The organism is Shewanella woodyi ATCC 51908 (genome assembly GCF_000019525.1).
In the GTDB taxonomy this organism is placed as follows: Bacteria; Pseudomonadota; Gammaproteobacteria; order Enterobacterales; family Shewanellaceae; genus Shewanella; species Shewanella woodyi.
In genome coordinates, this window is the sequence record NC_010506.1 from 1,587,756 (window position 1) to 1,601,172 (window position 13,417).

Here is a 13,417-nt window from a genome sequence, read left to right on the forward strand (position 1 = left end):
AGATAAGAGTTAAATGGCGTAATATGACTAGTCAGTATTAGTTTTAATGACTAGTTTTAGCACCATATAAAGGAATATAGAGATGTCGAAGAAAGAAGATAGAGATATTGAGAAGGATTATCCAACGGCGGAGTTTGTGGCCAAGTTACGCAGGCTAGCAGATTCCCTTGAAAGTGGTAGCAAGTTTGAGATCCAGATAGCGGGTGAGCGCATCTATGTGCCAGTGAGAGCAAAATACAATATCGAGCATGAGCGGGAAGGGGATGAGGAGGAGATTGAGTTCCAGATTAAATGGACCCATGAATAACCCTCCTTTCCAAGCATTTTACTGCTCACAAGACTCCAGAAAAGCCACCTAACAAGGTGGTTTTTTGTTTTTACGCTATTAAACCTCCTTAAAATCATTTAGGTTAATACTGTAGAAATTAAACAAACGTTTGTTTTGCCTTTGGCTGGCAATTCAATAAGCGTCACCTTGGAGAAGAGCAGATGAAATCCGCCGAAGAGCAGTTATCTACCTATAAAAGTGTTCATTTAAACCCTAAAAACATTAAGACCCATTTTGTTGGGATCCCCTTGATCATCTGGTCACTGTTCTTGCTGCTTAACCTGATCCCAGTGACTTTCTTTGCATTAGATACGCCAGCAATCAGTATCAATGTGGCATCTGTATTTGCAATTGGTGTGCTGCTTTATTATATAAAGTTGCATGCTCGCTTAGCCTTGGGATTGGCACTGTTTATTATCCCTGTGCTTTATACCTCATCACTGGTTGCTCAAGTTCAAGGTGCGCTTTGGATAGCCCTTGCTGTTTTTGTTATCGGTTGGGTATTTCAACTTATTGGCCATCAATATGAGAAAGCTAAGCCCGCTTTTATTGACGATCTAAATCAGCTATTGATAGGGCCATTTTTCCTTATGGCAGAGGTATATTTCCTGCTGGGGCTTGAGAAGGAGCTGGATAAACAGATAACGCCGATGGCGGTTGATAAACGCCGTGCGTTAGAGGATGAACGCAGGGCTGCGCGGCTCTAGTGGGGTTGTGAGAAAATAGATAATCAAAAAAGCGAGCCACTTAGGCTCGCTTTTAGTTAGCTAGTTAATTAATTTAGTGAGTTAGTTATGCGGCGTTTGGAAATGCTGCGGCATGACTCTCACGACATTGACCCTGTTCTCTCCCACTTCAACTATCTCAATTGGGTAGCCAGCAATTCTCATACTGGTATTGGGCGCGGGGATCTCCTCAAAATACTCAACAATTAAGCCGTTAATGGTTTTAGGGCCATCGGTGGGAAACTCCCAAGCCATCTCCTTGTTTAGCTCACGAATATTAATGGTGGCTTCAACTAGAAAACTGCCATCTTGTTGCTTATTGATCTCTTCGCTTGGGGTTGGCTCTGGTGAGGTGGTGAAATCGCCGACTATCTCTTCGAGAATATCTTCAAGGGTCACTAAACCTTGTATATCTCCGTATTCGTCAACCACCAGTCCAATGCGCTCTTTATTGCGCTGAAAGTTACTCAGCTGCACACTAAGCGGAGTTGCTTCGGGGATAAAATAAAGCTCTTTCACGGCGCGCAGCAGTGAAGATTTACTGAACTGATTTTTAGATTGTAAACGCAGTGCATCACGTAGATGAACAAAACCTACGGCATCATCAATATTGTCACGATATAGGAGCACCCGAGTATGTGGGCTCTGGATCACCTGCTTAGTAATACTCTTAAAGTCGTCATTAATATTGATGGCAAATAGATCTGAGCGCGGGATCATAATATCGTCAACGGTCACCTTTTCCAGATCCATAATAGAGAGCAACATCTCTTGGTGACGAGTAGGGATAAGGGCGCCAGCTTCATGGACAACGGTTCTTAGCTCCTCTTGGCTTAGGGCATCCGATGATTTTACCGAATGGATCCCAAAGAGATGAAGAACGCCTGAGGTGATAAAGTTAACGGTTTTGACCAAAGGGGAGAGAAATACGAGTAACCATTTGAGGATAAAACTAGAGGGGAAAGCGACACGTTCAGGGTGGAGCGCGGCAATGGTTTTAGGGGTGACCTCCGAGAAAACCAGCACGACTAAGGTTAATACACCTGTGGCGATGGCGACCCCCACGTCACCAAAAAGCCTAATCCCTATTATGGTTGCGATAGCCGAGGCGAGAATATTCACCAGGTTGTTACCGATAAGAATAAGCCCTATCAATCTATCTGGCCGCTCAAGCATCTTAGCAGCTCGTTGCGCTCCCTTATTCCCGCTTGATGCCAGATGTTTTAAGCGGTAGCGGTTGAGGGACATCATGGCGGTTTCTGAGCCTGAGAAGTAGGCTGAGATGATCAGTAAAACAAAGAGTATGACAAGAAGTATGCTGGTTGATATGGCGTCCAAAAAGGAGCTCCATTAGTTTGATTACAAATTTACTAAGCGGCTGAAACACGCGATAGAAACTACTAATTACAGCGATTCTTTTAACGTGTCAAGTCAGCCCTTTTATCTCATTCATTAAAATGTCATCAATCTATGAAATAAAAGGGCGATAGGATGGGGGCTGTTTAGCCTAAAATCAGCTCTTTGACGATTCGTGCGCCAAAGTAGGCAAGTGACAATAGTGTCGCGCCTGAAAGGGTATAGATAACGGCGGTTCTTATTTTACAGCCCACCCAATACTGCTGTGCAAGCATGGCAATATAGGTAAACCAAGCGATGATTGAGAGTACCGCTTTATGGCCTTTGCCCTCTTCAAACATATCGTCGAGGAAGATAAAGCCTGTGGCGAGCGATAAACTAAGCAGGATAACTCCGACAATCACTAGGTGGTAAAGCTGTTTCTCAACGGTCATTAAAGGTGGCATCGCTGGGTTCATAATCAGCTTCTTGCTCTTTAACTTATTTTGAATGATGGCAAGTTGAATGGCATATAATGCCGCGATCATCAAGGCGCTGTAGGCCATAAGCGAAAGCACCACATGCACTAAGATATCCGGGTGGATCTCAAAATGGGTGATATATTCTGGCGGTACTAACCAAAGTAGGGCGACAGAGATGATAGAGCAGGCGTAAACCACAGGCACGACCACAATCATCTTGAGTCTGAAGAGCAGCACTGTAAAACTAAAGGCGATAATCCAGTTAACCAGTGAGATCACATTGGTTAGGCTGAAGTTCTGCCCGTCACCGGTGAACATAGCTTGTGAAAGCGCTGCTGCGTGTAAGACGACGGCAATAGCAGCAACTGCAGCAACTAGGCGGCGGTTAGGACCGTCACTATGAAACAGACGGCTCACCACTAGCACTAAGGCGATGCAGTAAAAAAACATGGCTGAAGCGGAAAATATAACCATTGAGTATTAACCTATCGTTTTTGTTTGCGATGCTAGTATCTTGTTCATCACTTAGCTGACAAGCCTGAATGTGACGAATAAGCGAAGACTATACCTAGAATAACACGAGGGACAACTAATTGTGCAGTAGCTTGAGGCACAAAAATTAGTGCTTTCTGAGCGTTAGGCCTAAGTTTCGAACATTTGTTGTCCATTGTCGCTTTAAAGAGAGTCGAGATTGAGTCTATTATCAAGGGGCGCTGAAACTAGCTTATTACGTAGGCTTGGGTATATAATGCCGCCCTATAAATATCAATTCTAAAGGTAAGAACTCGATAATGTTTGAGAACCTAACGGACAGACTGTCACGTTCACTAAAGAATATTAGTGGCCGTGGTCGCTTAACAGAAGATAATGTTAAGGAAACCTTACGAGAAGTGCGCATGGCACTACTCGAAGCTGATGTGGCTCTACCTGTTGTACGTGATTTTGTTAACAGCGTAAAAGAGCGTGCGGTAGGGCAGGAAGTTTCTAAGAGTCTCAGTCCAGGCCAAGCATTTATTAAGATAGTCCAGAGCGAACTTGAAAACGCGATGGGTGAAGCCAATGAAGCGTTAGACCTTTCGGCTCAGCCTCCTGCTGTGATCATGATGGCCGGTCTTCAAGGTGCGGGTAAAACTACCAGTGTCGCGAAACTATCTAAGTTCCTACGTGAGCGTGAAAAGAAATCAGTTTTAGTTGTCAGCGCCGACGTCTATCGTCCAGCCGCGATTAAACAGCTAGAAACCTTGGCGACTGAAGTTGAAGTTGAGTTCTTCCCATCGGATGTCAGTCAAAAGCCTATCGACATTGTTAATGCTGCAATGGCCCATGCCAAATTGAAGTTTATCGATGTGGTCATTGTCGATACCGCAGGTCGTCTGCATGTCGATGAGAGCATGATGGATGAGATCAAGGCACTTCATGCTGCGGTCAATCCAGTAGAGACTCTGTTTGTTGTCGACGCTATGACGGGTCAAGATGCGGCAAATACAGCTAAAGCATTCAATGAAGCGCTGCCTTTGACTGGTGTGGTATTGACCAAGGTCGATGGTGATGCACGTGGTGGTGCTGCTTTATCTATCCGTCATATTACCGGTAAGCCGATTAAGTTCTTAGGTGTGGGTGAGAAGACCGACGCATTGGAGCCATTCTATCCTGATCGCGTCGCATCACGCATCTTAGGCATGGGTGATGTACTGTCACTGATTGAAGAGGTTGAGCGCGGCGTCGATAAAGACAAGGCGATGAAGCTGGCTTCGAAAGTGAAGAAAGGCGGCAGTTTCGATCTTGAAGATTTCCGTGAACAGCTTCAGCAGATGAAGAACATGGGCGGCATGATGGGCATGATTGAAAAGCTTCCTGGTGTTGGTCAATTACCGCCAGAAGCATTAGCTCAAGTTCAAAATGGCAAGATGACTAACCAGATGGAAGCGATCATCAACTCCATGACTAAAGGTGAGCGTGCTCGCCCAGATATCATCAAAGGGTCGCGTAAGCGCCGTATCGCTCAGGGTTCTGGTACACAAATTCAGGACGTAAACCGCTTGTTGAAGCAGTTTACTCAGATGCAGAAGATGATGAAAAAGATGTCGGGTAAAGGCGGCATGAAAAAGATGATGCGTGGCATGAGCGGTATGTTGCCACCAGGCATGAAGATGCCAGGCCGTTAAAATCTAGTTAAATTGAAGGCTCGGGTTGGGCATTAGCCTAGCCCGAGCCTTTTATTTTAGTGGTCAAAAAACATTGCATTCGTCGGCGAGTAAGGTAAAATCGTCCGGCTTTCTACACTGGGACACTTCGCGAACACGGAGTCCCAGTTTTTATTTTGCTTCTTAGAAGCAAACCATTAGAGGATTGAAGACGCATGGTTACCATTCGTTTAGCTCGTGGCGGCGCAAAAAAGCGTCCATTTTATAACATCGTAGTTGCTGACAGCCGTAATGCCCGTGATGGTCGTTTCATTGAGCGTGTTGGTTTCTTTAACCCAATGGCTCGTGGCCAGGAAGAGACTCTACGTCTTGACCTAGACCGTGTTGAGCACTGGGTAACTAACGGTGCTGGAACATCTGAGCGTGTTGCAAAGTTGATCAAAGACGCTCGTAAAGCTGCTGCTTAATAGCGTTAAGGTATAGTTTGATGAGTAGTAAACAAGAACCTGTCGTACTGGGTAAAATAGGCTCCAGTCATGGCATTAAGGGTTGGTTGAAGATCACTACCTATACCGAATCTGTTGAAGGTATTTTTGATTATTCACCTTGGTTGATTAAAGAGCAGGGTGAGTGGCGCGAAGTAAAAGTTACCCAGTGGCGTTTTCAGGGTAAAGCTGTAGTGGCTTCTCTTGAAGGCGTAGAAACACGGGATCAGGCACAGATGCTCACAAATTGTGAGATCGCCGTGTCTGCAGAGCAGATGCAGGAACTACCAGAAGATGAATTCTACTGGCGTGACCTCATCGGTTGTGAAGTAACCAATACCAAAGGCTATAACATGGGTAAGGTTCAGGAGATCGTGGAAACAGGATCGAATGATGTACTACTTGTTAAAGCTAACGCCAAAGATGGCTTCGGCAAAGCGGAACGTATGATCCCCTTTGTCACCGAGCAGTTCGTCCTAGAGGTGAACTTAACGGAGAAACAGATCTTAGTGGATTGGGATCCGGACTTTTAAGTCGAGGTACAACATATGTGGTTAGGGGTTGTAACCCTGTTTCCAGAGATGTTTCGTGCCGTCACAGACTTTGGAGTAACGGGTCGGGCCGTTAACAAGGGCCTGTTAGAGTTGCAAACGTGGAATCCAAGAGATTTCACCCATGATAAACATAAGACAGTGGATGATCGCCCCTATGGTGGTGGCCCTGGCATGTTGATGATGGTGCAACCTTTACGCGACGCTATTCATGCTGCGAAAGCGGCAGCTGGCGATAGTGCGAAGGTGATTTATCTCTCTCCTCAGGGGCGCAAGCTGACACAGCAAGGCGTCGAAGAGTTAGCTAAATCGGACAGTTTGATTTTGGTATGTGGTCGATACGAAGGTGTTGATGAGCGTATTATTCAAACTGAAGTGGATGAGGAGTGGTCAATTGGAGATTACGTGCTTTCGGGCGGTGAACTTCCAGCGATGACTCTTATCGATTCAGTATCAAGATTGGTACCGGGCGTACTCGGTAAGCAAGCTTCGGCAGAGCAGGACTCCTTCTCTGACGGTTTATTGGATTGTCCCCACTATACTCGCCCTGAAACCTTGGATGGTTTAGATGTACCAGCAGTCTTGTTAAGTGGTAACCACGAACATATTAGACGCTGGCGTCTACAACAAAGTCTCGGTAGAACTTTGTTAAGGCGACCAGAATTATTAGAAAATCTAGCTCTGACTGACGAACAAACGAAGCTTTTAGCTCAGTTTGTTGATTCAACAAATGAGTGTGGATAGTTACGATCAGTTATTACTAGTATGGAGTTTATTTCATGAATAACATCATTAAAATGCTCAACGAAGAGCAAATGAAGAAAGATGTACCAGAATTTGGTGCAGGTGACACAGTTGTAGTTAAAGTACGTGTTGTTGAAGGTGGTAAAGAGCGTCTACAGGCGTTCGAAGGTGTTGTAATCGCTAAGCGTAACCGCGGCGTTCACTCTGCATTCACTGTACGTAAAATCTCTAATGGTGAAGGTGTTGAGCGTGCATTCCAAACGCACAGCCCAATCATCTCTGATATCGAAGTTAAGCGTCGTGGCCGTGTTCGTCGTGCTAAGCTTTACTATCTACGTGAGCGTTCAGGTAAGTCTGCACGTATCCGTGAGAAGCTTTCTACTAAGTAATTTAGTAGCTCGCAGTAAGAAAAAGACGCAGTGTTCGCACAATAACCCGCCAATAGGCGGGTTTTTGTGATCTTGGGGTAAGGAAAATATCAAACTTCGATATTGATAATAGTACTTTCTGACTCTTTTCCATGAATTTTGTTTTAGTTGGTAGATCGTGCTTGATCTTAAGGTTAACCACAGGCATAGTTAGCTCTTGATTGTAATGGTGTAGCATTACAGCTTTACATTTTTAAGCTTATTGAGATAAAAATTACACAGAGAACAGAGCAATTCAGACAACTTAGGGAATTATCAGGTGGTTAGTATGCAGCAAGATACAATAAATAATGTTCATATCAGTTCAGAAAAAGTACTCGTGACACCTCAAGAGCTAAAGCTTGAGCTTCCCCTGTCTGAGCCTGCATACCACTATGTATTAAATGCCCGTAAAACAGTTGCTGATATCGTCCACAAGCGAGATAACCGCGTACTTATCGTCACCGGTCCCTGTTCTATCCATGATATCGACTCTGCGAAAGAGTACGCATTAAAGCTTAAGACGCTCCATGATGAGCTAAAAGATGACTTCTTTATTTTGATGAGAGTCTACTTCGAGAAGCCAAGAACGACCGTAGGCTGGAAGGGGATGATCAATGATCCTGATATGGATGAGTCGTTTGATGTTGAGAAAGGTCTAAGAAAGGCCCGTGAGTTGATGATCTGGTTGGCTGAGTTAGGTTTACCAGTGGCCACGGAGGCGCTCGATCCTATCAGCCCTCAATATATGTCAGAACTTGTCACTTGGTCTGCTATTGGTGCAAGAACCACAGAGTCACAAACACACAGAGAGATGGCGTCAGGCCTTTCTATGCCAGTGGGTTTTAAAAATGGCACCGACGGTAAGTTAGGGGTGGCTATCAATGCTCTGGAGTCTGCTGCCAGTGGGCACAGATTTATGGGAATTAACCAGCAAGGGCAGGTGGCACTGCTTCAAACTGCAGGTAACCCTGATGGCCACGTTATCCTACGCGGTGGTAAGAGCCCTAACTACGATGCTAAAAGTGTTGAAGATTGTGAGCAGCAACTGCACAGTGCGAACTTAAATGCTCGTTTAATTGTCGATTGCAGTCACGGCAATTCATCAAAGGATCATAAAAAGCAAAAAGGGGTCTGCGAAGATGTATTTAAGCAGATTTTATCTGGTAATCAATCTATCATTGGTGTGATGCTTGAGAGCCACCTTAATGAGGGGAATCAAAGCAGTAATAAGCCGATGAGTGAGCTGGCTTATGGCGTCTCTGTCACGGATGCGTGTATTGATTGGGCCACGACAGAGGAGCTGTTGAGAGCTGGAGCCGCATCACTGAGTAGCGTGTTACCTAATCGTTTCGATCAGCGAAAAGTGGTTAATGGTTAATAATCACTGCTAAAGTGACCCTGTTTTTATGCCTTCTTGATGGAATGATAACGAATGAATGAGAGAACGACGGCTGAACTTGAGAATTTAAGAGGCCTGATAGATGGTGTTGATCAGCAGTTGATCCACCTGCTTAGAAAACGGTTAGATCTGGTTGCACAAGTGGGTGCAGTCAAGCATGGAGCTGGCTTACCGATCTATGCTCCCCAGCGAGAAGCTGCCATGTTAGCTAAGCGCCGTGAAGAAGCTAAAAAGATGGATGTGTCGCCACAGCTCATTGAGGATATTTTAAGACGCCTAATGCGTGAGTCCTACCTCAACGAGAAAGATATCGGTTTTAAGCAGGTCAACCCAGATTTAGGTCATGTTGTTATCGTTGGTGGTAGCGGAAAACTAGGTGGTCTGTTTTCTCAGATGTTAGTGCTATCTGGTTATCAGGTGAAAGTCATCGATAAAGATGACTGGGCGAGAGCAGATGAGATATTTGATGGAGCTGGTCTAGTCTTAGTGACTGTACCTATTGGCATCACTTGTGATCTGATAAAAGATAAACTCACGACTCTACCGCAAAGCTGTATTCTAGCAGATTTAACATCCATAAAAGGGGAGCCCGTTGAAGCCATGCTAGCGGCCCACAGTGGACCTGTTGTCGGTCTGCACCCTATGTTTGGCCCAGATGTAGGCAGCTTAGCGAAACAAGTTGTGGTGGTGTGTCATGGCCGCCAGAGCGCTGAGTATCAATGGTTGCTTGAGCAGATCCAGATATGGGGAGCTAGAATTGTTGAAGCAGAGCCTGAGAGACACGATAAGGCGATGCAGCTGGTTCAAGCGATGCGCCACTTCTCTTCGTTCGTCTATGGGTTAAACCTCTATAAGGAGGAGGCGGATATTGAGAGCTTGCTTCAGTTTAGTTCGCCTATCTATAGGCTAGAGCTGGCCATGGTGGGGCGTCTGTTTGCTCAAAGCCCTGAGCTTTATGCCGATATTATCTTCGCGCAAAAAGAGAGTATGCAGGCGATTGGTGATTACCTTGATAACTACTCTCAAGCCCTCTCTCTTTTACAAGTAGGGGACAGGGATGCATTTGTGGCGCAGTTTAAAGAGGTCGCGCAGTGGTTTGGTGATTTTGCACCTCAATTTCAGCGTGAGAGCCGAGCTATGCTGCAGTCTGTCAATGACATGAAAACAGGCTGATTTAGCGGTTTATACTGATTAGTATTCGCTATGTAATGAAAGGGAGCTTTGGCTCCCTTTTTCGTTCCTGTCTGAAGCTTGTTAATGAACAAGTATTTTGATTTTTGTGATATATGTTGACTCCTCACTGCTGAATTTGATCTGTCTCAAACTTTCACCGATTAAACAAAATTCTACTATCTAAGTGGCAAACCTTACCTTTACACTAGCTTTAAACATGCAAATAAAAAGCATGATTAAAATTAGGAGCAATAGTAATGTTTTGTATTCAGTGTGAACAGACAATCAGAACTCCAGCTGGAAATGGCTGTAGTTACTCTCAAGGTATGTGCGGCAAACTTGCTGAGACCTCAGACCTTCAAGATCTTCTTATCTACATTCTCCAAGGTGTGTCGGCTTACGCCGTAAAGGCTCGTGAGTTCAATATTATTGATGCTGAGATAGATACCTTTGTTCCTAAAGCTTTTTTTGCAACATTAACCAATGTGAATTTTGATGATGCGAGACTGATTGAGTATGTTGAGCAAGCCAATACCTACCGTACTCGCTTAAAAGATGCCTACGAAGCGCAGTGCGCTGCAAACGGAGTCATGGTTGCCGAAATGAGTGCTCCAGCTCAGTTAGTGTTAGCCACCGCTAAGCCTGAACTGTTAGCTCAAGCCCCGCTTGCGGCTCCTAATCGCGGTGATGTGCATGAAGATATATTAGGTCTTCGTTTGTTATGTTTATATGGTTTAAAAGGTGCTGCAGCCTACATGGAGCACGCGCGGGTGCTGGATCAAACCGATGCGGAGGTGGCGGGGAGTTTTCATGAAATCATGGCTTTCCTTGGTGAAGACTCTGTTGATGTGGACAAGCTATTTGCCACATCCATGGAGATAGGTCAGTTAAACTACAAAGTGATGGCCATGTTAGATGAAGGCGAGACCAATGCCTTTGGACACCCTGAGCCAACTCAAGTTAATACCGTTGCGGTGAAGGGCAAAGCGATTTTAGTCTCAGGTCATGACATGGTGGATCTCGAGCTTATCCTTAAGCAGACAGAGGGCAAGGGGATTAATGTCTTTACCCATGGTGAGATGCTGCCTGCATTGGCTTACCCTGAGTTTAAGAAATATCCACACCTAGTGGGTAACTATGGCAGTGCTTGGCAGAACCAGCAGAAGGAGTTTGCTAACTTCCCTGGCGCTGTGGTGATGACCTCTAACTGTATTATCGATCCAAACGTAGGTAACTACTCAGACCGTATCTTTACTCGCAGTATCGTTGGTTGGCCAGGTGTGACCCATCTTGTTGGTGATGACTTTACTCAGGTTATCGAAAAAGCCTTAGCACTTGATGGCTTCATTTATGATGAGATCCCCCACCTAATTACCATAGGTTTTGCTCGTAATGCTTTGATGGCAGCAGCTCCTGCTGTTATTGAAAACGTGAAGAACGGCTCTATCAAGCATTTTTTCCTTGTTGGTGGCTGTGATGGTGATAAAGCGGATAGAAGCTACTTCACCGATATCGCGACTCAGGCGCCTGATGACTCATTAATCCTGACTTTAGGTTGTGGAAAGTACAAGTTTAACAAGCTGGAGTTTGGTGACATTAATGGTATTCCACGTCTGTTAGATATCGGCCAATGTAATGACTCCTACTCGGCGATTCAGCTTGCTATCGCGCTTTCAGAAGCATTTGAGTGTGAGATTAATGAGCTACCTTTGAGCTTAGTACTCTCATGGTTCGAGCAAAAAGCGATTGTGGTATTACTTACTCTGTTGTCACTGGGCGTTAAAAATATTCGCACTGGACCAACACCACCGGCTTTCCTTACTGAGAATCTGCTTAATATCTTAGAGGAGAAGTTTGGATTGCGTAATACCACAACGGTAGAAGCCGACTTGAACACCATCCTCAATGTGGCATAGGGCTTAAGCCTATATCGAGACTGGCCAAGACTTTCAAGTCTTGGTCAATTGTCTCTAATACTTTTTACATTGGCTCTATGTATTAGCTGCTTTATTGAAATCTCTTTCTGTTAGTGAATGGAAATAAAATGAACCTAGATACCCCCTCTAAGCTGGATATGGATGAACTGCAACTCACCTCGCCAACTTGGCTACACGGTGAAGTTGAGCTGTTATGTGTAGAGAAGTGGCATGAAACCCATGATGTGGTGAGTTTTCGTTTTCAGGGGAAAAGTCCGGTTAAGTTTCAGTTTAAGCCAGGTCAGTTTTTGACATTTATGCTTGAGATTAATGGCGCAGTGATTCATCGCAGTTACACCATCTCATCTTCACCATCTAGGCCTTACTCTATCGTCGTCACTGTTAAGCGCATCGAAGCGGGTGTAGTGTCTAACTATCTGGCCGAATCGCTTCAGGTTGGTGACACTGTAATGGCAACAGGTCCTGACGGAGTATTTAACTTAGTCGATATTCCTGCAACTAAGTACCTATTTTTAAGTGCAGGTAGTGGCATTACCCCCATGTACTCGATGACTCGCTGGTTAACCGATACTCAAGTAGGCGCTGATATCGCTTTTCTTCATTGCGCAAAGAGCATGAAGGATCTTATTTTCAAAGAAGCGTTAGATAAGATAGCGCAGAACAACTCACGCTTTGATTTAAGTTATATCCTAGAATCCGATATCGAAAAACTGACTGCTGAGTATAGTTGTAGAGCTGGCCGAATTAATGGGCAATACCTCAGTGAGCTTGTGAGCGATTTTCAAGATAGAACCATATTTGTCTGTGGTCCTGCGCCTTTTATGTCAGGAGTGCGAGCTGTGCTGAGTGAGCTGGGTTTTGATATGTCTCAATATCACCAAGAGAGCTTTGGTGACGATATTATGCAGACGACTTTAACGGCGACTTTGGCACAAACCCCTGAGACAAAAAACTTCATGTTAAGCATAGGGGATCGCCAAAGAGCGCTAAGCCCAGAGCAGAGTTTACTTGAAGGGATTGAAGCTGAAGGCTTGCCAATTATTGCTGCTTGTCGCTCGGGTGTGTGCGGTGCGTGTAAGTGTCAGGTCGTTGAGGGAGAGACTGAGTCCAGTAGCCAGATGAGCCTAACGCCTGATGAGATTGAACAAGGTTTTGTGTTGGCCTGTTCAACAAAATTAAAGTCGGATGTCACCTTAGTGCTTTAACCTTGAGTGGTTAATTCATAGGGTTGAGTAAGTAGAATTTGCGCAATAGCCAGTGACAACGTATTGTTAAGGGGTGAACCTATTAGATCAACGTGTCATTTTTGGAGCATATCTATGATATCTACGGCGACAGAGGGAGCGGCAATAGACGACCCAAGCTTAGCGCACCTTCTTTACGGCTTGATGACAGCTTTTCCTCTTTTTTTTCTACCTACCTTGTTAGGGCTAGCCATCAATCTTGCCCATAAGCCGCAAGGTGCTAGTGCTATGGTTCAATCACACCTGCGCTGGCAGCGACACTCAATGATTGGCTTTGCAATCTTAGCTGGGTTAGGTTTTTTCCTTTCACCACTGTGGTTAAGCGTTAGCATCTATCTTGTTGCAACACTTTGGTTTTGCCATCGAATAATCAAAGGTTGGTTAAGTTTGACTGAGGGTGTTGAGGTTTAGTCGCTAAAATTGAGATAAAAAATGAGGACCTAGGTCCTCATTTTTTTGG

14 protein-coding genes are annotated in these 13,417 nt (G+C 44.9%); 12 read left to right on the forward strand and 2 right to left on the reverse strand.

Annotated elements, in window-relative coordinates; translation table 11 throughout:
• The first annotated feature begins 82 nt into the window (after positions 1-82).
• Together SWOO_RS06355 and SWOO_RS06360 are read left to right on the forward strand one after the other, a co-directional pair.
• On the forward strand, positions 83-307 hold the full coding sequence (locus SWOO_RS06355; RefSeq protein WP_012323887.1) for an amphi-Trp domain-containing protein: 225 nt from the start codon (positions 83-85) through the stop codon (positions 305-307).
• 182 nt (positions 308-489) lie between these two features.
• Entirely contained in the window at positions 490-1,035 is a 546-nt protein-coding gene (locus tag SWOO_RS06360) for an Mpo1 family 2-hydroxy fatty acid dioxygenase (protein WP_012323888.1), read from the forward strand.
• An 81-nt stretch (positions 1,036-1,116) separates the two neighbouring features.
• Here the strand turns inward: SWOO_RS06360 and SWOO_RS06365 are convergent, their stop codons facing one another.
• Positions 1,117-2,391, reverse strand: coding sequence for an HlyC/CorC family transporter (locus SWOO_RS06365; RefSeq protein ID WP_012323889.1), 1,275 nt, complete (start codon positions 2,389-2,391; stop codon positions 1,117-1,119).
• Between the two features lie 164 nt (positions 2,392-2,555).
• On the reverse strand, positions 2,556-3,344 hold the full coding sequence (locus SWOO_RS06370; protein ID WP_012323890.1) for a cytochrome C assembly family protein: 789 nt from the start codon (positions 3,342-3,344) through the stop codon (positions 2,556-2,558).
• Between the two features lie 317 nt (positions 3,345-3,661).
• Here SWOO_RS06370 and ffh point away from each other — a divergent pair, with 317 nt between their 5' ends.
• The 10 genes from ffh (at position 3,662) to SWOO_RS06425 (ending at position 13,368) form a co-directional block, all read left to right on the forward strand.
• Positions 3,662-5,035 (forward strand): signal recognition particle protein, encoded by a 1,374-nt coding sequence (gene ffh / locus SWOO_RS06375; protein WP_012323891.1) that lies wholly within the window; start codon positions 3,662-3,664, stop codon positions 5,033-5,035.
• A 194-nt stretch (positions 5,036-5,229) separates the two neighbouring features.
• Positions 5,230-5,481: a 30S ribosomal protein S16 gene (gene rpsP / locus SWOO_RS06380; RefSeq protein ID WP_012323892.1), complete on the forward strand. Its 252-nt coding sequence runs from the start codon at positions 5,230-5,232 to the stop codon at positions 5,479-5,481.
• Positions 5,482-5,501: 20 nt separating this feature from the next.
• Positions 5,502-6,032, forward strand: a complete 531-nt coding sequence (rimM, locus tag SWOO_RS06385) for a ribosome maturation factor RimM (protein ID WP_012323893.1) — start codon at positions 5,502-5,504, stop codon at positions 6,030-6,032.
• 15 nt (positions 6,033-6,047) lie between these two features.
• Entirely contained in the window at positions 6,048-6,794 is a 747-nt protein-coding gene (gene trmD, locus SWOO_RS06390; RefSeq protein WP_012323894.1) for a tRNA (guanosine(37)-N1)-methyltransferase TrmD, read from the forward strand.
• A gap of 35 nt (positions 6,795-6,829) precedes the next feature.
• On the forward strand, positions 6,830-7,183 hold the full coding sequence (gene rplS / locus SWOO_RS06395) for a 50S ribosomal protein L19 (protein WP_012323895.1): 354 nt from the start codon (positions 6,830-6,832) through the stop codon (positions 7,181-7,183).
• Between the two features lie 307 nt (positions 7,184-7,490).
• Positions 7,491-8,582, forward strand: a complete 1,092-nt coding sequence (locus tag SWOO_RS06405; RefSeq protein ID WP_012323896.1) for a 3-deoxy-7-phosphoheptulonate synthase — start codon at positions 7,491-7,493, stop codon at positions 8,580-8,582.
• Positions 8,583-8,636: 54 nt separating this feature from the next.
• Positions 8,637-9,776: a bifunctional chorismate mutase/prephenate dehydrogenase gene (tyrA, locus tag SWOO_RS06410; protein ID WP_012323897.1), complete on the forward strand. Its 1,140-nt coding sequence runs from the start codon at positions 8,637-8,639 to the stop codon at positions 9,774-9,776.
• A gap of 257 nt (positions 9,777-10,033) precedes the next feature.
• Positions 10,034-11,692 (forward strand): hydroxylamine reductase, encoded by a 1,659-nt coding sequence (gene hcp, locus SWOO_RS06415; RefSeq protein ID WP_012323898.1) that lies wholly within the window; start codon positions 10,034-10,036, stop codon positions 11,690-11,692.
• A 128-nt stretch (positions 11,693-11,820) separates the two neighbouring features.
• Positions 11,821-12,918, forward strand: coding sequence for a hybrid-cluster NAD(P)-dependent oxidoreductase (locus SWOO_RS06420; protein WP_012323899.1), 1,098 nt, complete (start codon positions 11,821-11,823; stop codon positions 12,916-12,918).
• Positions 12,919-13,032: 114 nt separating this feature from the next.
• The gene (locus SWOO_RS06425) at positions 13,033-13,368 is read left to right on the forward strand and encodes a hypothetical protein (RefSeq protein ID WP_012323900.1); all 336 of its coding nucleotides are present in this window, start codon (positions 13,033-13,035) and stop codon (positions 13,366-13,368) included.
• Positions 13,369-13,417: the final 49 nt, after the last annotated feature.

Excerpts from the sequence above, each read along its gene's own strand:
- SWOO_RS06355 (WP_012323887.1), top strand. The coding sequence starts at position 83 with ATGTCGAAGAAAGAAGATAGAGATATTGAGAAGGATTATCCAACGGCG.
- SWOO_RS06360 (WP_012323888.1), top strand. The coding sequence starts at position 490 with ATGAAATCCGCCGAAGAGCAGTTATCTACCTATAAAAGTGTTCATTTA.
- SWOO_RS06370 (WP_012323890.1), bottom strand. The coding sequence starts at position 3,344 with ATGGTTATATTTTCCGCTTCAGCCATGTTTTTTTACTGCATCGCCTTA.
- ffh (WP_012323891.1), top strand. The coding sequence starts at position 3,662 with ATGTTTGAGAACCTAACGGACAGACTGTCACGTTCACTAAAGAATATT.
- rpsP (WP_012323892.1), top strand. The coding sequence starts at position 5,230 with ATGGTTACCATTCGTTTAGCTCGTGGCGGCGCAAAAAAGCGTCCATTT.
- rimM (WP_012323893.1), top strand. The coding sequence starts at position 5,502 with ATGAGTAGTAAACAAGAACCTGTCGTACTGGGTAAAATAGGCTCCAGT.
- trmD (WP_012323894.1), top strand. The coding sequence starts at position 6,048 with ATGTGGTTAGGGGTTGTAACCCTGTTTCCAGAGATGTTTCGTGCCGTC.
- rplS (WP_012323895.1), top strand. The coding sequence starts at position 6,830 with ATGAATAACATCATTAAAATGCTCAACGAAGAGCAAATGAAGAAAGAT.
- SWOO_RS06405 (WP_012323896.1), top strand. The coding sequence starts at position 7,491 with ATGCAGCAAGATACAATAAATAATGTTCATATCAGTTCAGAAAAAGTA.
- tyrA (WP_012323897.1), top strand. The coding sequence starts at position 8,637 with ATGAATGAGAGAACGACGGCTGAACTTGAGAATTTAAGAGGCCTGATA.
- hcp (WP_012323898.1), top strand. The coding sequence starts at position 10,034 with ATGTTTTGTATTCAGTGTGAACAGACAATCAGAACTCCAGCTGGAAAT.
- SWOO_RS06420 (WP_012323899.1), top strand. The coding sequence starts at position 11,821 with ATGAACCTAGATACCCCCTCTAAGCTGGATATGGATGAACTGCAACTC.
- SWOO_RS06425 (WP_012323900.1), top strand. The coding sequence starts at position 13,033 with ATGATATCTACGGCGACAGAGGGAGCGGCAATAGACGACCCAAGCTTA.